The sequence below is a fragment of the Gammaproteobacteria bacterium genome, from assembly GCA_015709635.1.
In the GTDB taxonomy this organism is placed as follows: Bacteria; Pseudomonadota; Gammaproteobacteria; order Burkholderiales; family Nitrosomonadaceae; genus Nitrosomonas.
Genome location: CP054180.1, coordinates 2,983,572 through 3,004,172, shown reverse-complemented (window position 1 = coordinate 3,004,172; position 20,601 = coordinate 2,983,572). Strand labels below are relative to the sequence as shown.

The 20,601-nt window shown below is 52.2% G+C and carries 16 protein-coding genes; 8 read left to right on the top strand and 8 right to left on the bottom strand.

The features are described from left to right. Positions 1-49: 49 nt before the first annotated feature. From cas7c to HRU78_14205, 6 genes are all read right to left on the bottom strand, one after another. Positions 50-901, bottom strand: coding sequence for a type I-C CRISPR-associated protein Cas7/Csd2 (cas7c, locus tag HRU78_14230; GenBank protein QOJ24659.1), 852 nt, complete (start codon positions 899-901; stop codon positions 50-52). Positions 902-911: 10 nt separating this feature from the next. Further along, positions 912-2,843 (bottom strand): type I-C CRISPR-associated protein Cas8c/Csd1, encoded by a 1,932-nt coding sequence (gene cas8c, locus HRU78_14225; GenBank protein ID QOJ24658.1) that lies wholly within the window; start codon positions 2,841-2,843, stop codon positions 912-914. Next, positions 2,840-3,613 carry a type I-C CRISPR-associated protein Cas5 gene (gene cas5c, locus HRU78_14220; GenBank protein QOJ24657.1) on the bottom strand — a complete coding sequence of 258 codons (774 nt, stop codon included), beginning with the start codon at positions 3,611-3,613 and terminating at the stop codon, positions 2,840-2,842. Before cas5c ends, cas8c begins: the two co-directional genes overlap by 4 nt. Then, the gene (cas3, locus tag HRU78_14215; GenBank protein QOJ24656.1) at positions 3,606-6,053 is read right to left on the bottom strand and encodes a CRISPR-associated helicase Cas3'; all 2,448 of its coding nucleotides are present in this window, start codon (positions 6,051-6,053) and stop codon (positions 3,606-3,608) included. The genes cas5c and cas3 overlap by 8 nt, the downstream gene beginning before the upstream one ends. Further along, complete coding sequence (locus tag HRU78_14210) at positions 6,041-6,436, bottom strand: HIRAN protein (GenBank protein QOJ24655.1); 396 nt, start codon at positions 6,434-6,436, stop codon at positions 6,041-6,043. Before HRU78_14210 ends, cas3 begins: the two co-directional genes overlap by 13 nt. 234 nt (positions 6,437-6,670) lie before the next feature. Next, entirely contained in the window at positions 6,671-7,657 is a 987-nt protein-coding gene (locus HRU78_14205) for a YafY family transcriptional regulator (GenBank protein QOJ24654.1), read from the bottom strand. Between the two features lie 180 nt (positions 7,658-7,837). Here HRU78_14205 and HRU78_14200 point away from each other — a divergent pair, with 180 nt between their 5' ends. From HRU78_14200 to HRU78_14170, 7 genes are all read left to right on the top strand, one after another. After that, on the top strand, positions 7,838-8,206 hold the full coding sequence (locus HRU78_14200; GenBank protein QOJ25079.1) for a hypothetical protein: 369 nt from the start codon (positions 7,838-7,840) through the stop codon (positions 8,204-8,206). Between the two features lie 17 nt (positions 8,207-8,223). Then, the gene (gene miaB / locus HRU78_14195; protein QOJ24653.1) at positions 8,224-9,552 is read left to right on the top strand and encodes a tRNA (N6-isopentenyl adenosine(37)-C2)-methylthiotransferase MiaB; all 1,329 of its coding nucleotides are present in this window, start codon (positions 8,224-8,226) and stop codon (positions 9,550-9,552) included. Between the two features lie 83 nt (positions 9,553-9,635). Then, on the top strand, positions 9,636-10,625 hold the full coding sequence (locus HRU78_14190) for a PhoH family protein (GenBank protein QOJ24652.1): 990 nt from the start codon (positions 9,636-9,638) through the stop codon (positions 10,623-10,625). Between the two features lie 30 nt (positions 10,626-10,655). Next, on the top strand, positions 10,656-11,081 hold the full coding sequence (gene ybeY, locus HRU78_14185; protein ID QOJ25078.1) for an rRNA maturation RNase YbeY: 426 nt from the start codon (positions 10,656-10,658) through the stop codon (positions 11,079-11,081). A 44-nt stretch (positions 11,082-11,125) separates the two neighbouring features. After that, complete coding sequence (locus tag HRU78_14180; GenBank protein ID QOJ24651.1) at positions 11,126-11,974, top strand: CBS domain-containing protein; 849 nt, start codon at positions 11,126-11,128, stop codon at positions 11,972-11,974. A 159-nt stretch (positions 11,975-12,133) separates the two neighbouring features. Continuing rightward, on the top strand, positions 12,134-13,918 hold the full coding sequence (gene recJ, locus HRU78_14175; protein ID QOJ24650.1) for a single-stranded-DNA-specific exonuclease RecJ: 1,785 nt from the start codon (positions 12,134-12,136) through the stop codon (positions 13,916-13,918). Beyond that, the gene (locus tag HRU78_14170; GenBank protein QOJ24649.1) at positions 13,908-15,167 is read left to right on the top strand and encodes an MgtC/SapB family protein; all 1,260 of its coding nucleotides are present in this window, start codon (positions 13,908-13,910) and stop codon (positions 15,165-15,167) included. Before recJ ends, HRU78_14170 begins: the two co-directional genes overlap by 11 nt. A gap of 119 nt (positions 15,168-15,286) precedes the next feature. On the opposite strand, the gene HRU78_14165 is transcribed toward HRU78_14170, so the two are convergent. Together HRU78_14165 and HRU78_14160 are read right to left on the bottom strand one after the other, a co-directional pair. Then, positions 15,287-15,886 carry a histidine phosphatase family protein gene (locus tag HRU78_14165; GenBank protein QOJ24648.1) on the bottom strand — a complete coding sequence of 200 codons (600 nt, stop codon included), beginning with the start codon at positions 15,884-15,886 and terminating at the stop codon, positions 15,287-15,289. Between the two features lie 132 nt (positions 15,887-16,018). Further along, positions 16,019-16,852 (bottom strand): hypothetical protein, encoded by an 834-nt coding sequence (locus tag HRU78_14160; GenBank protein ID QOJ24647.1) that lies wholly within the window; start codon positions 16,850-16,852, stop codon positions 16,019-16,021. A gap of 250 nt (positions 16,853-17,102) precedes the next feature. Here HRU78_14160 and mfd point away from each other — a divergent pair, with 250 nt between their 5' ends. Then, positions 17,103-20,561, top strand: coding sequence for a transcription-repair coupling factor (gene mfd, locus HRU78_14155; protein ID QOJ25077.1), 3,459 nt, complete (start codon positions 17,103-17,105; stop codon positions 20,559-20,561). The last annotated feature ends 40 nt before the right edge of the window (positions 20,562-20,601 follow it).

The window sequence follows — 20,601 nt, the reverse complement described above, 5'->3', positions numbered from 1 at the left end:
TGGCACAGTACTATCATCAAGTTGGATTGAATGCGAATAATAAAGGCCATCAAAACCCATTAATGATTTCAGGCTCAAGACCTTCTAATTCCTCAAGCTCAAAACTTCCGTCAGACTGAATCGATTCTCGAAGTGTTCGATGTACCTTGGCCGAAGAATATTGTCCGGATTTGCAATTGTGCTTCCACCAAATCACTTTCAGTATTTCCATACTTCCCGCTGGCCTTGCGGATGACTCGTCATTCTCAAATAACTTTGGAAGCAATTGCTTCAAAGTATCAGCATCGGCATCGCTAAATCCCGTTCGTTCAGCCAATTGCGGGTTCATACTACCGTAGAAAACGTAAATCCCATTGTCAACTCTATGTTTCATGCCCATTGTGTCAGAGCCACGCTTGCTGCCGTCCCCTTCACCGCTAACGCTCTTGGTAATCTGGGTGCTACTGACATCGATTGGCTCCACACTAAATGCAGATTGGATCGTTACGGGACCACGAATGCCAATAGATACGCCGCTATCACCTTCACTATCAGTTTCTTTTTTTGTTTTTTTGTCTGATTTGAACGCAAAGAGCTGTCCAAATGTACGAACATCAAACCATTGCTCACAAGCCAACTTCACTGTTTCGCTTGAACCAAGCTTCTTCCCAAGAGCAGCATCTGCTCTTGCTTTTAGGCTTTTAAAATCATCTGTTTTTTGATCATCGGACTGTACAAAAATACTTTGACCATTCTCCAACAATCGATTTCTGAGTTTACGTTTAATGCAAACATCAGTAATTTCTCCATGTCCGTCATAGTCCGCGCGTGGACGATTTCCGTTCAGTGGATCGCCGTTAGGGTTTGCATGTATAACTCGCAGGATAACGGCGAAGTCGATTTTGTTTTGCAATGTGCTCATGATGTTTTCCTCAATTTGTTTCGGTAATGTCTATTTCTACATTCTCGGTTTGCTCGGTTTCATGCTTGGTTCGGAGTGTTTGTCGTTGACAGTGATAACCTAGCAAAAACTCCCCAGATAATTTTTTATCTTCCATAAAGTCATTTGTCTGAAATAAATTGATAACCTCGTCAAGCTGACTTTCCATTGTGGCAAGAAATGCTGGACGCTTAGATCGTAAACGAGTTTTATATGGGCTCAATGAAAGCTCAATAGTTTTCCATGTTGAAAACGGGTGATCGGCAAAACGTTGCATCAACTTTGCAGCGCTGGTATCACGCTTCTCGCCGCCAACATACAGCGCGCGATCTTCAATGTTTTCCGCGATCGCTAAAAGACGACCATATAAGTAATCACGACTGGTTCGATTTAATTCTAATGCCATTTGATAACCCCTTTCTTTTTGATAACCCCTAAATAACGCACAGGCAATGCCAAGATATTTTTCCCACTCCCAGTATTCGAGCCCAACTCGGTTGCTTACCCTATGAGCAGTTGATTCCACGAGATCAAGAGGAATATTTTGACCATCAATGATGCAAGGCAGCAAACGCTCTATCGTTGCTTTGCGTAATTTTTCATCCAATCGGCGGCCAAACGCAGCTTCAGCAATATCCTTGGGAGCTGGCGCTCCAATAAACTTCATATCCTTGCTAAAATTCTGATGCCAAGCATATTCTTTATGCCATGCTTCAATTCGGTTCAGAAATTCTGAATGATCAAGTTCTCGGTAATAGGTAATCGCCATACGACCAGGTGTAGCTGAATCCAGCGCCATTACCACAATTTCTTTGGCAGAACCGATTTCAACCCGATACCCGGCAAGTTTCTTCGCTAAACGCTGACTAAAAGCTTGCCCTGCATCGCTTGGACCCGCATGATTCTGTTTGGCCTCTGACTCCTCCGATACAATTCCAAATAGATCAAAAGAATTCGCAAATGGGTCTGGTATTTTTTTTCCAGATACAGCCCACGCAACAATTGCTTGATCACCATTTCGGTAAGCCTGACGAGTAATCAGCCAACGCAATGCGTTGTGCGCTTTTTGTGTGACCTCGAAGCCCACACCACAAGCTTGATTGGCATCAACAAATCTCCCGCGAAATGTAAAACCGCTGGTGTCATTGGATGAAATAAATTTTGCTTTATCCGCGCCATGCCTGAGCTTGGCAGGATGTTGCTCTGCCAAGTTCAAAATTTTACCTGTGACCAAGCAAAGGCCTTGGTTATCTTTTTGACTGCTGTAGAAAGCAATCCAAGCATCCATCAAGCCTCGATCTTTCCAAGTTTCTGATAAGGGTTCACCAGGAATTTCGACCCGCCAGCGAATGACTGCACCATCGGGGGAATTGCTATTAGGCATTATGCCAAAAATAGCGGGGGCTTCTTTTTTGTCGCCGCTCCACTCCGTCAACAACTGATTCTTTTCATCGGTAAGTAAAATTTTTTCTCGTACAAGATCGCTAACCAAATGTCTCTTCTGCACATAAGCTTGAATCGCAATTATTTTTGGATGTGTGAAAGAGGAGTTCGCCCATTTGGACAAAAGAGATTGATAAATCTTATGTGGTTCTGTTGGATCGTCTGCAAACCCTGATGTAACCACACCACCAAATTTGCTGAAGTCACCCGCAAGATATTGCAGCTTGTCGCATAGCGGGTGATTAATGGGCTTGCTTCCTGACCGACCAACCGATGCTTCGGTACATGGCACAAGCGTCACGCCTTGTCCTTTGGGGATTACATTGGCGCGTAGGAAATCTCCCTCCCCATTAATGGTTACCTCAATGTGAGCTTGCTGGGAGGTATGACATATTGGCTCCAGCGAAGATTCGGTACTGAACAGATCAGCCTGACCAGCACACTGTTCATATGTGTCATAAAGTTTCTGAATCCAGCTCATGTCATATCCTCCAATGACAATGGCTCTTCTTTTTCTACATCAAGGAGGTTTTGTCCACACTCAAATTTCTTGACTGGCATTTCCCTGATGAGTTTACTAACCTTGCAATCCTCGGGGCGACTAAATCGGATCACACCATTCATCATCGTGGGTTGCCAAAAACGCGCGCGGAGATTGTTGTCGCCAGTCTCGTCGGGATAATCAAACCCATGAAACATCAGGCCATAAGCAAGCTCGCCATCGGTGTCGTAAGCTCCTTCATCCGACCCAAACTTGCAGGGTTCGACATAACCTTGGCAATCACGGGTGCCAAGGAAAATATCTTGCCGTCCACCACGTTCCAGCATTCGCTTGGCGACGATGTGATGCTTGGATTCGTTGCGGTCTTCCGCCAATTCAGGTCGATGCATATTCCATTCAAAATGCGCTTTAACCTGATATTCAACATCCGACAGAAAGGTATAAATCGCCAGAGTATTTGGCGGCGTTTCTTTTTTCTGAGGATTCCTCTCACTTGGATAAATACCCTCGAAATTTAGTGGCTTGGTGCCTTTGGTCTGTGTGCGAATACGCTTCATCACCCGAACTTCGTCAATCACCCAAATAATAGTGGGCTTCCAGTAGATCGACTTGGCAATGCCCTTAAGCGCCTCGTAAGTCGGGATATGGTAGGAGCACTTCTCGCCACCGATTTTTGTCAGCGGATCAGTAAAGAGCGCGAATCGCCCCCACACCTTGAATTCAATACTGCTTCTTCTGAAATCAGACACAATGAACCTCCATTTTCCCTTCAGGCATTAAACTCAGCCCGAAATCCTCGTTGTAGTAGCGAGCATCTGCAAGATAGAGAATATCTACACCTGTCTGTATTTCATGCAATACTCTTTCTTCTTGTAATTTTTCCAACTGATGAGGGAATACATTAACTGTATATTGCTGCGCACGACGCAAGAGTTTAAATTGTTTTTCAACCTCGAATGCGCCGCAAAGCTCACCAATCAATTCTTTTCCCTCACTCCCGTAAGGCACGATGATACCCCGTGTCGGCGCATCGATCACTTTAAATGCTTTGGCAGCTGTCATGAAGGATTGGCGTAGATAAATGTTTGGCGCTGAATCGTGCTCACGGCCATAATCCGCAACGGCTTTCAGGTTGATGGAAAGCATGTTTAATAAACTGTCATCGCGCCCGACTACCTCCCTTGAAACCGGGTAATCCATTTCATCCTTGCGCGCAAAGAAGTAATACTCAAAATACCGTTTCATGGCTTGTGGCGCGATCATGCCGCCATCGAAATTTTCGGCACCAGATTTCTGATCGTCCAACAAACGCTCAGCCACCTCTTTGCCTACTCGAATATCCATGAGCATATCCAGATTTTCATCGGCTGGGTTGACGACATGGACACGTCCCACCTCGCGGCGTTTGTTGCGGTTGCACCGGCCCGCCGCTTGCGCAATGGAATCTAGCCCTGCCGTGTAGCGGATAACTGCGCCAAAATCCACATCCACGCCAGCTTCAATCAATTGTGTGCTCACACAAAGCACGGGGGATTTATCCTCCAGTAACTTCCGAATTTCAGCCAGAATCTTTTTACGGTGCGCTGGACACATATTAGTGCTGAGATGAAACACGTGCATTCCTTGCGTTTGTCTGAGTAACGAGAACAATGCTTGCGCAGATTTCTTGGTATTCACGATTGCCAGGCAGCTACCACTCTCACTTACTTCGCGTAATGCCAATTCGGCGACCTCTTCAACTTTCCAACCGCCTGGCTTGCGTTGATTGAACACTTTGACACGCTCCAGATCGTCAAATAATTGCTTCACATCACGCATGATTTCGCTATCTTTGGTAAATTTCAAAACTCCCTTTGAAGGATCCACGCTATTCAGTAACGGTTGAGTGGCAGTACATAAAATCACACTGCTACCGCACTGTTCCACAAGAAAATTGATAGCATTGCAAAACATGTGGACAGTATTAACTGGCAGAGTCTGGATTTCATCAAAAACCAATACGGAGTTTGCCAATTGGTGCATCCGCCTTGCACCACGAGTACCTCCCCCGAAGAGTGTTTCAAGCAATTGCACCATGGTTGTATAAATCACTGGCGCATCCCAGTTTTCTGTTAGTACTTTTTCACGCGAGCCTTGCTGTTCCGATGTGAGATTTGAGTGATGTTCCAGCACGACGTTGCCTCGCAATTCACCCTCCGGCTCAAGAATTTTACGCACCACATCCGCATTCTGGTCGATGATGGAAGTGTAGGGAATAATGTAAATTATTCGCTCCATTTTGTGCTGGCGCGTATGGTGGAGTGCAAAGCGAAGGCTAGCAAGTGTTTTCCCGCCACCTGTTGGAACTGATAATGTAAAAATTCCCTTATCTCTTTGCGCTGCATCACGGCAATGATCAGCAATATTGCGCCTAATTTTGTTTATAGGCTCAGCATTAGTAAATTCGCCTAACCTTTTCTCCAATCTCTCGATCAATATTGACCACTCAATATAATCTCCATGCTGTCGCTTCTTTGCTGCTCGCGGCTTCTCCGCATCTGCTGTGTCAATACGATCTGCGTCAATCAAGCAACTAAAAAGAAAACGAACCAGCAATCCGATTTTGAATCTTGTAATTAACTCATTACCAGAATCATGTTGAGCAATCTGAAGAATTAAGCTCTTTATTCTGTCAATCAACTTAGGAGAAATGATAAGTTCATGAAATCGTGCAATGATGCTTGCATCCATCTTCGCTTGCACTTCTTCAAAATGCGATCTTTCTTCCCGGGTCCCCATTCTTTTTGTGAACTTGTCAATGCTCGGAGCTGCTACACCAGGAGAAATACAATCAATCAGGCCTGAGTGATGTGATGCAATACACAACGATAAAAGCTGACCTACAATTGGCCCAAATTTACCTTGTCTGGATAACTCATTCCAAATAAGTTGGGCACCTGCGGTGGAATGATCTACCTTGCCCTTTAAACCCTGTGCATCGACATAATCGTCTTTGTCCTCATCAATCAAACCAATGGCCGATTGGATATAAGTTTGGAACTGGGCACTGTATTTACCCAAATCGTGCAGCAACCCTATCAGTTCACCTTGCTCAGCCAAGCTTAACTTGGCAGCAAAGCCTTTTGCTTTATCAGCTACACCTAATAGGTGCTGTTCCAATGTATGATTCTTATGCGCTATATAAACCATCTCACCTCCACTTCAATCCGCTCCCACGGATTATTACTTTTTTTCAACCCCACGATCAAAGCCGATAATTTTTCTCCGCGATCCAGCAGTTGCGAGACGGCGGCGTTGTCTTTTGCGGGGATATAGCCGAGTTTTTCGCCTTGCCAGTCGATGCGCACCGCGCGTTGGTCGAAGCTGTTACCGGGTTCGCGTATCAGGGTGACGGATTGGCCGGTGGCGAGTTGCGGCCAGAGGGTTTCGCCTTGGTGATACTGGAATCCTGCTATCGGGGAGATTTGCAGGATTTTCCATGGTTTAGTGGCCGGTTTCGCTTGCGTCAATGCCGGTAACGCAAGTCCGCCGAGCAGTGCGGTGAATGATTGCAGGAATACGCGCCGGGACATGGTGTTTCTCCATCGAAAAATGACACCCTTGCATTATCCCAAGCCGCAGGCTCAAAACCTGAGCCTGTTGAAATCATCTCAAGTTTTCAGAAAAGTTTCCGGTTCAATCCATTAATGACGCGGCTGATTTGATGCCATGAAAAATCTCCGGCTTACCGCGTTTCTTACGCCCGCAAGCGACACGATTTATATTTTTTCCGCGCCGCAAGGGTTACCGATCGTTTCGTCCTGGCTTCATTCTTTCTTCCTTTCGGGTAAATAATTCTCCTGCGCCTTTTGCAAGTTTTGCAGAATAGTCTGGCGCAACGCTTCCGGGGCGATGACTTCAACCGCTTCGCCGTGCTTGAGGATGTCCATCACCAATTCGGTTTCGTTGGCGTACGGAACGCGTAGCTCGTAGCTGCCGTCGAGCAGGAACTGGCCTTGCTGCTGTGGATGCCATTGTTCATCCGCGACCCAGCGGGCGCGCTCGGCGGTGAAACGCAACACGGCGGTATGTTTTGCTTGGCCGGCGAAAATACCGTAGCTGGAAGCGAAATGGCCATTGAGTTCGCTGTCGGTGATGTCGCGCGCTGCGCAGTCGAGCATTTGGCATGCCGCGATGCGCTCCACGGCAAAACTGCGCAGCGCTTCACGCTTGTGGCACCAAGCGTCGAGGTACCAGTTGTCGCGGTAATGCGTGAGCCGTTGCGGGGAGACGGTACGTTCGGTTTGCTGGTCGCGGCCACGGCTGTGGTAGACGATGTCGAGTTGTTTGCGTTGCAACACGGCGCTGGCGGCGGACTGAAAATGCTGCAGATCCGGTTGCCTGCCCATCATGCTTAGAATACGGATGCGCTTGACTGCATCCGGATCGCTCAGTTGCTGGGTCGCCAGTATTTTTTTCAACCGTTCTTGCATCGGCTTGAGCTGCACGGCGAGCAGGCCGGGCTGAATTTGTTCCAGCAGTTGCTGCATGGTCAGCAGCGCGTGCAATTCCTGCGCGTCAAACCAGACACCGGGCAATTCAAATACGGTTTTTTCCTGAGTATCGTAGTAATAGCCGTTGCGTTCCCGGTCATAGACGATCGGGGCATTGAAATACAACCGCAACGACTCGATGGTGCGATTGACCGTGGCGCGGGAACATTCCAACCGTTCTTCGAGCGTTTGGTGCGACACCGGCAGGGCACGGGATGCCAATATGCGGTGCAATTGATAGATACGCTGCAGATTGCTCATCGCTTTATTTTGTATAATCGATTGGAGAGTACGCAGGGAGGTTGCAAAACCATTGATACAAAATTTCTCTTTAGCGTATCATAAGCCCCTCGGAAACATCAGGTGCGGATCAAAATTCAAATCCCTGATCGTGCTCTGTTTATTCATTGGTCTTTTATCCGGTTGCTGTGCAATAACATGATGAAAAAAACACAGGTGATGCTAGGATTGCTCGCCACCGTATTGTGCCTACTGACACAGCCTGTCTTCAGTCAGCAAACCCGGAAATTTCCTACCGATAGCCGGTTGGGTAATTTGACTACCGTTTCTTTTCCGCTCTTCACGATCAATGATCAACAGTTCCAGATGGGTGCTGGCGGCCAGATTCGCGGGGTTGATAATTTTATCATTCTGCCAACCGCGGCGAACTATACCGGTCTGATCCGCTACCAACTGGATATCGCCGGAAATCTGCACCGCATCTGGATTCTGACGCCGGATGAAGTGAAGGAAGCGGAGAATGAAGGGCAGCAGATACCGGAACCGAAAAAACGTTTTTTCTTTTTTTAAATCGTATTGGTCAACTCGTGAGTAACAAGCTTTATATCAAAACCTTCGGCTGCCAGATGAACGAGTACGACTCGGAAAAAATGGCCGATGTCCTGCATGCCGCGTACGGCATGGAGCCCACCGACGATCCGGCGCAGGCCGACATTATTTTGTTCAACACCTGTTCGGTGCGTGAGAAAGCGCAGGAAAAAGTATTTCATGATCTCGGGCGCGTGCGCCATCTAAAAGAAAGCAATCCCAATTTATTGATCGGCGTCGGCGGTTGCGTCGCCAGTCAGGAAGGCAAAGCGATCGTCAGCCGCGCGCCGTTTGTCGACGTCGTGTTCGGGCCGCAAACCCTGCACCGTTTGCCGCAACTGATCGAAACGCGTAAGGCGACCGGTCGCTCACAAGTGGATATTACCTTTCCCGAAATCGAAAAATTCGATCATCTGCCGCCCGCCCGCACCGAAGGTGTCACGGCATTCGTTTCGATCATGGAAGGTTGCAGCAAGTATTGCAGTTACTGCGTGGTGCCATACACACGCGGCGAGGAAGTGTCGCGCCCGTTGGGTGATGTGTTGACTGAGATCGCTATTCTTGCGGATCAAGGCGTGAAGGAAATCAACTTGCTCGGGCAGAACGTCAATGCCTTTCTGGGTGTCATGGACGACGGCGGAATCGCCGATTTCGCCATGCTGCTGGAATATTTGCACGAAATTCCCGGCATCGAGCGTATCCGCTACACCACGTCACACCCGAAGGAATTCACTGCGCGTCTGATTCAGTCTTACAGCCAATTACCGAAATTGGTCAATCACTTGCACTTGCCGGTGCAATCCGGTTCCGACCGGATATTGGCGGCGATGAAGCGCGGCTATAGCGTGCTGGAATACAAATCGATCATCCGTAAACTGCGCGCGATCCGTCCGGATATTTCGCTGTCTTCCGACTTCATCGTCGGGTTTCCCGGCGAAACCGAAGCCGATTTTGAAGCAACGATGCAATTGATCGAAGAAATGAATTTCGACGAATCGTACAGCTTCGTCTACAGCCCGCGCCCCGGCACCCCTGCCGCCGATCTGCCCGACGATACGCCGCAGAAACTTAAGCTGGAGCGGTTGCAACGCTTACAGGCGCAAATCAACCAGCAGGCGCGGAAAATCAGCCAGAACATGGTTGGGTCGATTCAACGTGTGCTGCTGGAAGGCGTATCAAAAAAAAATGCCGCGGAATTCTTTGGCCGCACCGACAACAATCGCGTTGTCAATCTGGCTTGTGATCCGGCACTGGTCGGGTGTTTTGCCGACGTGCGCATCACCGAAGCGCGGTCGCATTCGCTGCGCGGTGAAATCGTGCCGGAATAAAAAACATTCCGTAGCTGGGTTTACACTTGCAAAGAATCGCGCCCGCTGCGAAAATCGCACTATCGTAACAGCAGCACTCGACATTGAAACCGACACCCCTGGAAATCTCTTTCGCACCGGCCGACAATCAGCGTCTCGCCAATTTGTGCGGCGCGCTGGATGAAAATCTGAAACAGGTTGAAACCGCGCTGGACGTTACCATCTCCCGGCGCGGCGAACATTTCAGCGTAGCGGGAAAATCCGGACAAACCGAACTGGCGGCACAAGCGCTGCGTAATTTTTATAATCAGTCGCAACATCATTTGAGCTTGGAACAAATCCAGCTCGGTCTGATTGAAGTTCTGAATCCGCGCGACGCACCGGACACCATCAAAGTGCAGGATGACGGGCAGCCGGCTGCAACCGCGCCACTACTGACGCGCCGCAGCAACCTGCATGGACGGACACCGCGCCAAGTGCAGTATTTACAGCAAATCCAAGAGCACGACGTCACGTTTGCCATCGGCCCGGCGGGAACCGGCAAAACCTATCTGGCGGTGGCCAGTGCCGTCGATGCGCTGGAACGCGGTCTGGTTTCGCGTTTGATTCTGGTGCGCCCGGCGGTTGAGGCCGGAGAGCGTCTGGGCTTTTTGCCCGGCGATATGACGCAGAAAGTCGACCCTTATTTACGTCCTCTCTACGATGCATTGTATGATTTAATGGGGTTCGATAAAACCGGCAAGCAATTCGAGCGCAATACGATTGAAATCGCACCGCTGGCTTTCATGCGCGGACGCACCTTGAACCAATCGTTCATCATTCTGGACGAAGCGCAAAACACCACGCCGGAGCAGATGAAAATGTTTCTGACGCGGATCGGCCTGGGTTCCAAAGCGGTGATTACCGGCGACGTGACGCAGATCGATTTGCCGAAGCATCAGAAAAGCGGACTGGTGGAAGCGCAGCAGGTGCTCAAGGACATCCGTGGCATCGCCTTCACCCGCTTTCTGTCCGACGACGTGGTGCGGCATCCGCTGGTGCAGCGCATTGTCAACGCCTATGAAAAGCACGACAAACGAAAGCAGGAACCTTGACCGGCTTTGCGTACGGAGAAATCTTTCAAGCTGGTAGTGCAATACGCCACGGACAACACCGGTGCGCCCGCCCGTCCGCAGTTCCGCCGCTGGGTCAAAGCCGCGCTGATGCAACCGGCGGAAATTGTGTTACGGCTGGTGGACGAAACCGAAGGGCGCGAATTGAACCGGCAATTCCGCGGCAAGGATTATGCGACCAACGTGCTGACTTTTGCGTATGACGACACGCAACCGTTGACCGGCGATATCGTGCTGTGCGTGCCGGTTGTCAGCCAAGAAGCGCAGCAACAACACAAAGACCGGCTGGCGCACTATGCGCATCTGACCGTGCACGGCATTTTGCATTTGCAAGGTTACGACCATATCGACGATGCCGAGGCGGCGCAGATGGAACAACTGGAGACACAAATACTGGTCAAGCTGGGTTATCCGGATCCCTATGCCGAACATCTTTAATAAGCAAAATTTCATGACAAAATTTTCATACTACATCCAAAACTATGGACGACCCCTCACCTAAAAGCGGCTGGTTGGATCGGTTAGGCGCCATGCTGATCCGCAAACCGGAAGACCGCGAACAACTGATTACCTTGTTACACTCCGCTCTTGAGCGCAATTTGCTCGACTCGGATGCGCTCAGCATGATCGAAGGCGTCATGCAGGTTTCCGAAATGCACGCACGCGACATCATGGTGCCGCGCTCGCAAATGGATGTCGTCGACATCAGCGAAAAACCCGAACAATTCATTCCATTTGTCATCGAAGCCGCGCATTCGCGTTTTCCCGTCATCGAAGGCTCTGAGGACGAAATCATCGGCATTCTGCTGGCGAAGGACTTGCTGCGCTACTACGCCGATCCGGATGAATTCAATATCCGCGATATGCTGCGCCCGGCGGTATTCATACCGGAATCCAAACGGCTCAACGTGCTGTTGAAGGATTTCCGCAGCAACCGCAATCACATGGCGATCGTTGTCAATGAATACGGCGGCATAGCCGGTCTGGTAACGATCGAGGACGTGCTCGAGCAGATTGTCGGGGATATCGAAGACGAATACGATTTTGACGAAGAGGAAGACAATATCGTCATGGAATCGGACGGGTGCTACCGCGTCAAGGCGATTACCGAGATCGATAATTTCAATGAAACGCTCGTCGCGAACTTCAGCAATGAAGACTACGACACCATCGGCGGCCTGGTATTGAACAAATTCGGCCGCCTGCCGGTGCGCGGCGAAGCAGTGGTCATCGAGCCATTCAAATTTACCGTGCAGCGCGCCGACAGCCGCCGCTTGCACGTGCTTAAAGTGGAAAGGCTTGCGGCAGCGGTGGAAACCCCGGCAGAATAAAGAATTCAAATTTCATCGCCATGCTTTGTTGCGCGCAAAAAATGCTCCCTCACCTATTCTTTATAGGCTGTATCAGCATTGTTCACTCGCGCCCCGCCTTGTTTAGAACTTTGAATTTTTACCGAATACCACCCGAAATTTTTTCTTACAGCCAGGTGCATGCCCAAAATCATTATCCGCCCGTATGATGCGCATACCTTCCAGACACTCAGCGGCAGCGGATTACCGCCAGTACTCGCGCGCATTTACGCGGCGCGCGGCATAGAAAATTCCAGCCAGCTTGAAACCGAACTCGCGCATCTCATTCCGTTCGGGCAACTGAAAAACATCACGATCACAGCCGCTTTGCTGGCCGATGCCATTGCGGCAAAAAAACGCCTGCTGATCATCGCCGATTACGATTCCGACGGTGCAACGGCCTGTGCCGTCGGCCTGCGCATCTTGCGCAAATTCGGCGCTGGCGTGGATTATCTGGTGCCGAACCGGTTTGAGTTCGGTTACGGCTTGACACCGGAAATCGTGCAACTGGCGTACGACACCAAACAACCGGATATCCTGATCACGGTCGACAACGGCATCGCCAGTGTCGACGGCGTCGCCGCAGCCAACCGGCTCGGCATGCAAGTGGTGATCACCGATCATCATTTGCCCGGCGATCAACTGCCCGCGGCGCTGACGATTGTCAATCCCAATCAGCCCGGTTGCCCGTTTCCCAGCAAGAACATCGCCGGGGTGGGTGTCATTTTCTACCTGATGCTGGCATTGCGCGCCGAATTGCGCCAGCGCGGCGCATTCACGACGAATCCGGAACCCAATCTGGCCGGTTTTCTCGATCTGGTCGCGCTCGGCACCGTCGCCGATGTCGTCAAGCTGGATAGCAACAACCGCATTCTGGTGCAGCAGGGATTGCAGCGCATCCGCAAAGGCAAGGCTTGCGCCGGTATCAATGCGCTGCTGCAGGTATCGCGGCGCGATGTCCGGCAGATTTCCACGTACGAGCTGGGCTTTATGCTGGGGCCGCGCTTGAATGCCGCCGGGCGGTTGGACGATATGTCGCTCGGCATCGAGTGCCTGACTACCGACGACGAGGCGCACGCCAATGAAATTGCCAAACAGTTGGATGAGTTGAACCGGCAACGGCGCGAGATCGAATCGACCATGCAGGAAAGCGCGCTGATTAAGCTGGAAACCGCGCTCGAAACGTGCCAGCCGGATATCCAGAGTACTTACAGCATTTGTCTGTTCGATCATGATTGGCACCAAGGCGTGATCGGCATCCTCGCGTCGCGCATCAAGGATAAATATCACCGCCCGGTGATCATTTTCGCACCCGGCAACGACGGAGAAATCAAAGGCTCGGGGCGATCGATCAACGGTTTTCACCTGCGCGATGCGCTCGATCTGGTATCCAAACACCACCCCGAATTGATCCGCAAATTCGGCGGTCATGCCGCCGCTGCCGGATTAACCATTCACGGCGATGCTTTTGAAGCATTCCGCGCGGCGTTCGAGCAGGTTGCGCAAACGCTGCTGACACCGGCCGATTTGACGCGCGTGATCGAAACCGACGGCGATTTGGATATTGCCGACATCAAATTGGAACTGGCGGAAACACTTGAACGCCAGGTGTGGGGGCAAGGTTTTCCGCAGCCGTCGTTTAATGCGCGTTTTTATGTCGAAAGCCAACGCATTGTCGGTGAAAAACATTTGAAACTGAAATTAAGAAAACTGCACGCCGCCGATAGTGACCGCGCCACAGCGGTACTGCGGAAATCGGGCGAAGCTTACGACGGTATTTTGTTTTTCCACAGCGACCCGCTGCCGGATGTCATCGACGCGGTTTATCGCCTGCAGATCAACGAATATAATGGCAAAACATCCTTACAATTCCTGCTGGAGCATTGCTTTCATGCAGATAACCCGGGAACCGGCGATGCACACTGAATTCACGTTGAATGGCGAACTGGCGGCTTTACCGCATTTTCTGACCAGTCTGGCGATAGGCTTACTGATCGGATTGGAGCGCGAACGCAGCCCGGGATCGCGGGCGGGATTGAGAACATTCGCACTGGTCGCGATGTTCGGCACGTTGGCTGCGATGCTGTCGGAAAAAACCACGTCGTGGCTATTGCTCGGCGGTTTGCTGATCGTCGGCTTGATGATGGTGGCCGCCTACTCACGGGCCAAGGACGACAGCGCCGATCCGGGCACCACCACCATCGCCGCCGCGCTGGTGTGCTACGGTCTGGGTGCGTCGGTGTGGTACGGCGACGACACGCTGGCGATCATGCTCGCCATCATCACCACGGTGTTGCTGTACTTCAAAGCGGAATTACACGGCATCACTGAAAAGCTCAGCCGCCGCGATTTGATTTCCATGCTGCAATTCGGCGTGCTGACGTTTATCGTCCTGCCCATCTTGCCGGACAAAAATATGGGGCCTTACGAGGCTCTCAATCCCTACCAGATCTGGCTGATGGTGGTATTGATCTCGGGCGTCAGCTTGGTTGGTTACGTCGCTATGCAATTGATCGGCGAACGTCATGGCGCCGTATTGGGATTATTCGGCGGGCTGGTGTCGAGCACCGCAACAACGCTGGTGTATGCGCGCCGCAGCATGGAAAACGAAAGTTTCACGAACCTGGCCGTGACCGTCATTCTGATCGCCAACCTGACGGTATTGCTGCGCTTGACTATTCTCGCCGCTGCCGCTTCCCCGGCCATACTGCCGCAATTGCTGCCGGTGCTGGGCTGCGGCTTTCTGTCCGGCGCGATCGTCATGGCATTCGGCTGGCGTAAACTCAGCCAGCAGTACGAAGTGACGCTGCCGGAAATCAAAAACCCCGCGGAAATTCGTGCTGCCGCCGCCTTCGGATTAATTTACGGCAGTGTGCTGCTTTTTTCCGCCTGGCTGTCCGATATCGCCGGCAGCAGCGGACTGTACGTCGTCGCACTCGTCTCCGGTCTAACCGATACCGCCGCCATCACGCTTTCCAGCCTGCACTTTTACGAACACGGCAAACTGGAGGCCGCGCACGCGATCACCGCCATTTCGCTGGCATTCATTTCCAATGTCGGCTTCAAACTCGGCCTGATTTTCTTCATCGGCAGCCCGTTACTGGCGAAACTGTGCGTTTCCGGCTTGCTGGCGACCGCCGTCGGGCTTGGATTGGGGTTGTTGTTTATCGTTTAAGGAAGCTCTGAAAAACCGCTATGCTCGGCCATGCTGCGTTGAAATCGGACTCAAATGCTCATTTATCTTTCGTAAGCTACGCTTTTTCACCTGATTGCGCCTGGGAAACCGGTCATTTCTCAATCAGAGAGCTTTCCATTCAACAACTCCAGCACACCGCCTTCCGCGGTTTCCCGGATGCGCGTGATGCCGCCGTTGCTGATTTTGATGCGATACAGTCCGGCCGGAGCGGCATGCACGATTCTGGCGATAATCGCGCGCATCACGCCGGCATGCGCGACGATCAGAACATGGCTGCCGCGATGGCGTTCGATGACTTCTTCATAGGCGCAACCGACGCGCTGCATAAAATCCTCGAGCGGTTCCGCGCCGTCCGGGCGCCGGCTGACCGGATCGCGCAGGAAAGCCTGGTATTCGGCCACGCGGCCGATTTTGATATCGTCATGGCTCAATCCTTCCCAGGCGCCAAACCCGACTTCCTTGAAACGCGATTCAATCGTGACATCGATCCCATGGCGCTCACCGAGCGCAAACGCAAATGCCTGGCAGCGCTGCAGCGGGGAAGTGATGATGTGACCCCAGTCATTATAGTTTCCGACAGCGTGCCACATTTGCGACCATCCCTTTTCGCTCAATGGATCATCCACGCCGTGGCCGCGATAGCGGCGCCCGCCGGCGGGCGCGCCATGGCGGATCAAATCGATCACTGTTTCTGACATAAAACTTCGGCGGGAGATTGGATAGATGCGGTAGTTTAGCCGATTTGACCGGCTTAGAAATGAGTTAGATCAAAAAAAGAAAGCCGGACGTAGGTCGGTGCAGTGTGCTGATAAATCCATCGGGCGAAGAAGTTAGTTATTGCCCACTTTAAATTCCGAGCCGCCAGTTTTATTGATGATGCCCAGCGCAATATCGACATACTCGGCAAATTCCAAGGCATCTTCTTCGGCGATCGGGGTTGCCAGTACGAAATCCGCATGCTTGCGCGCTTCATCCTTCCTGCCTTCGTCATACAGCAGCTCGGCATAGAAAGCGCGCGTAATGACGTCGCGCGGGAAGAGTTGATGCGCCCGTTTGAGATGCATCAGCGCTTTCTGGTTACTGCCGAAGCTGATCGGGAATCCGGGCAGTTTGTGATAGATGCGGCCCAGCGCGCGATGCGCTCCGGCATTTTCATACTGCTCGTCCAGCGCGACCACTTTCAGTAATAAATTCTCCATCGGACGGAGCATGCGCAATGCATTTACCATGCCGCTGTCTTCAGCCATTTTTCCCATTGCGGCGGCTTTCCAGAAAAGCCCGCGCACGTCATTCGCATTCAAAAAGAGTGCCCGGTCGGCAACGGCAATGCAATTCTCAAACAGTTGCACGCGGCGGTTTTTATCTTGCTCAAGCTGCGCATGCATGAACTGCAGGCGGGAAAGCTCGGCAAGCGCGGCAGACTCCCGCGAATCTTTTGTCAGTTCGCGGAACCAGTCGATTGTTTTCAGCAGCAGCGGCGTATCAACAGCGTACTTCCACACGGCCAATTCGATTTTCTGCTGATTTTCTTCGGTTAATATCATGGAGGAAATATTTTGCGCATAAGTTGGTGCCGTCAAGCACGCCACCGCAATGATTCTGCAAGCAAACAGAATCCATTTTTGTGTCCATCGCTTTATCTTCAGTTTCATGAAAGCGCTCATTATTTCTTGATTAACAATATTCTACGATAAATACCAGCCATTTATGACCAGCGTATTAAGAATAGCGCTATCCAAAGCAGTTTCAAATGACAAATAACACAACAATTTGTACTTTTATAATCAATCTGCCACCGCAACTTGTTCCTAAAAGAAAGGCACCTTAAAACTGGCATATAATATGACGCTTTCGACTTCACGCCAGATTTTGCGCGCGCTTCATTTTCCGGCGCGGCCTACTGGCACGTTCACCATGCAACAACAGTACACTCTACCCACACCTGGCACCGTTACTCGTTATGCTCACTTCGCTGGCTCCAGCGATGCGTTGTTCCTGGCGCAGCTCGCGCAGCAAGCGAAACCGGTTACCATCATTACCGCCAATGCGTTGGATGCGCAGCGGCTGCTGGAGGAAATTCCCTATTTTGCGCCGGAATTGAGAACGCACTTGCTGCCGGACTGGGAAACGCTGCCGTACGATACCTTCTCGCCGCATCACGATCTGGTGTCCGAACGGCTGGCAACGTTGTATCAAGTGATGACCGGCGCATGCGACGTGTTGATCGCGCCGCTGACCACCGCGCTGTACCGCATGCTGCCGCGCGAATATCTCGCCGCGCACACGTTTTTTCTCAAGCAGGGTGAAACGCTGGATGTCGCCGCATTGCGCAGCCAACTGACTTTGGCGGGTTATTCGCATGTCACGCAAGTATTTTCGCCGGGCGAATACAGCGTACGCGGCGGTTTGATCGATCTGTATCCGATGGGCAGTCCGTTGCCGTACCGCATCGACCTGATGGACAACGACATCGATACCATCCGCACCTTCGATGTCGATACGCAGCGCAGTATTTATCCGGTCAAGGAAATCCGGCTGTTACCGGCGCGCGAGTTTCCGCTCGACGAAGCCGGGCGCACGTTTTTCCGCGGCAATTTCCGCGAGAAATTCGAAGGCGATCCGTCGAAAAAGCAGATTTACAAAGACATCAGCAAAGGTGGCACACCCGCCGGGATCGAGTATTATTTGCCGCTGTTTTTCGAGCAAACCGCGACACTGTTCGATTATTTGCCGGACAACACGCTGCTCTGCTTGCATCACGATGTCCGTCCGATCATCGATGAGTTTTGGCGCGATACGCAATCGCGTTACCAATTGATGCGCGGTGACAGCGACCGGCCGTTGTTGCCGCCAACCGAGCTGTTCCTGACCGGCGACAGCTTCTTCGGTCAGATTAAGCCGTACGCGCGCATCGAACTGCTGGTCAAGCCGCAAGATGTCAAAGTTACCGGCGAAAACACCAGCGCACCGCTGCCGCCGGTGCAAGTCAACCGGCATGCGGAAAATCCATTGGAGAAGCTGGCAATATTCATCGCGCAGTTCAAAATGACCGGTGGCCGGGTGTTGCTGCTAGCGGAAAGCATGGGGCGGCGCGAATTGGTCGCCGAGTATTTGCAGCAATACGACCTGCATCCGGTGGTTTGCCAGGATTTCGCCGCATTCTTGAGCAGCCAAGAACCTTTCATGCTCGGCGTTGCGCCGCTGCATACCGGCTTTGTCGATGAAGCCGCAAAAGTCGCGTTCGTCACCGAAAGCGAACTGTACGCCACGCACATGCACGGCCGCCGCGAACGCGAGTCGCGCAAAGCCATAACATCGACCGACAACATCCTGCGCGATTTGTCGGAAATCAAACCGGGCGATCCAGTAGTGCATGAACAGCATGGCATCGGGCGCTATCTCGGCTTGGTCAGCATGGATGTCGGCGAAGGCGGCCCCGGCGAGCTCAGCGAATTTCTGGCGCTGGAATACGAAGGCGGCGACAAATTGTACGTGCCGGTTTCGCAGCTATACCTGATCGGCCGCTACAGCGGCGCAGCGCCGGAATCGGCACCGCTGCACAAGCTCGGTAGCAGCCAATGGGATAAAGCCAAGCGTAAGGCAATGCAGCAAGTGCGCGACACTGCGGCGGAATTGCTGAATCTGTATGCGCAGCGCGCCGCACGTGAAGGCCACAAGTTCTCGCTGCGTCAGCACGATTATGAGGCGTTCGCCGAAGGTTTCGGCTTCGAAGAAACGCCCGACCAAGCGGCGGCGATCAAGTCGGTGATCGAGGATTTGACTTCCGGCAAGCCGATGGACCGGCTGATTTGCGGCGACGTCGGTTTCGGCAAAACCGAAGTGGCGTTGCGCGCCGCATTTATCGCAGTGGCCGACGGCAAGCAAGTCGCCGTACTGGTGCCGACCACGCTGCTCGCCGAGCAACATTTCCAGAATTTCTCCGACCGTTTTGGTCTGATCGCCGATCAATGGCCGGTCAGAATCGCCGAACTGTCGCGTTTCCGTTCCGCGAAGGAGCAAACGCAAGCGCTGGCCGGTCTCGGGAAAGGCGAAATCGACATCATCATCGGCACGCACAAACTGATTCAGAAAGATGTGCACTTCAAGAATCTGGGGCTGGTCATCATCGACGAGGAACATCGTTTCGGCGTGCGGCAAAAGGAACAGCTCAAAAAACTGCGCGCCGAAGTCGACGTGCTGACGCTGACCGCGACGCCGATCCCGCGCACGCTGGCGATGTCGCTGGAAGGGCTGCGCGATTTCTCCATCATCGCCACCGCGCCGCAGCGCCGCCTGGCGATCCGCACCTTCGTTACCAGCTTTTCCATGGGCATCATCCGCGAAGCGTGCTTGCGCGAACTGAAACGCGGCGGGCAAATTTATTTCCTGCACAACGAAGTCAGTAGCATCCAATTGATGTACGAGAAACTCACCGGACTGCTGCCGGAAGCGCGCATCAACGTCGCCCACGGGCAAATGCCGGAACGCGAACTGGAACACGTCATGCGCGACTTTTACCAGCAGCGCTTCAACATTCTGCTGTGCACCACCATCATCGAAACCGGCATCGACATCCCCAGCGCCAACACCATCATCATCAATAACGCGCACAAATTCGGCCTGGCGCAATTGCACCAATTGCGCGGCCGGGTCGGACGTTCGCACCATCAGGCTTATGCGTATCTGCTCACGCCGCCGGAAGAAGCGCTCGGCGGACAAGCCAAGAAACGCCTGGAAGCGATTCAAGCGATGGAAGAACTCGGCTCCGGCTTTTACTTGGCGATGCACGACCTGGAAATCCGCGGTGCCGGTGCAGTGCTTTCCGAATCGCAAAGCGGTGAAATGCAGGAAATCGGCTTCAGCCTGTACAGCTCGATGCTGGATACCGCGATCCAGTCGCTCAAGCAAGACAAGGAACCCGACATGCAGCACCCGCTCGGCGTCGCCACCGAAATCAACCTGCACGTGCCCGCGCTGCTGCCGGAAGATTACTGCCACGACATCCACGAACGCCTGGTGCTGTACAAACGCATGGCCAACTGCACCGACAACGACCAGCTCGACGACATGCAACGCGAACTGATCGACCGCTTCGGCCTGCTCCCCAACCCGGCGCGCGCCCTGCTCGACTGTCACCGCCTGCGCATCATCGCCAAACCGCTCGGCATCACCCGCATCGACGCCAGCGCCGACAGCATCCAAGTGCAATTCATCCCCAACCCGCCGATCGACCCGCTAAAAATCATCCAACTGATCCAAAGCAGCCGCGAATACTCACTCTCCGGACAAGATCGATTGAAAATTTTGGTAAAAATTGAGGATGTGAATAAGCGGGTAATGCGGATTAAGGAATTGATGCAGAAGTTGGGGTGATCGATTGAGAATGGCTTTTTCCACCGGCTTATAAAGCCGG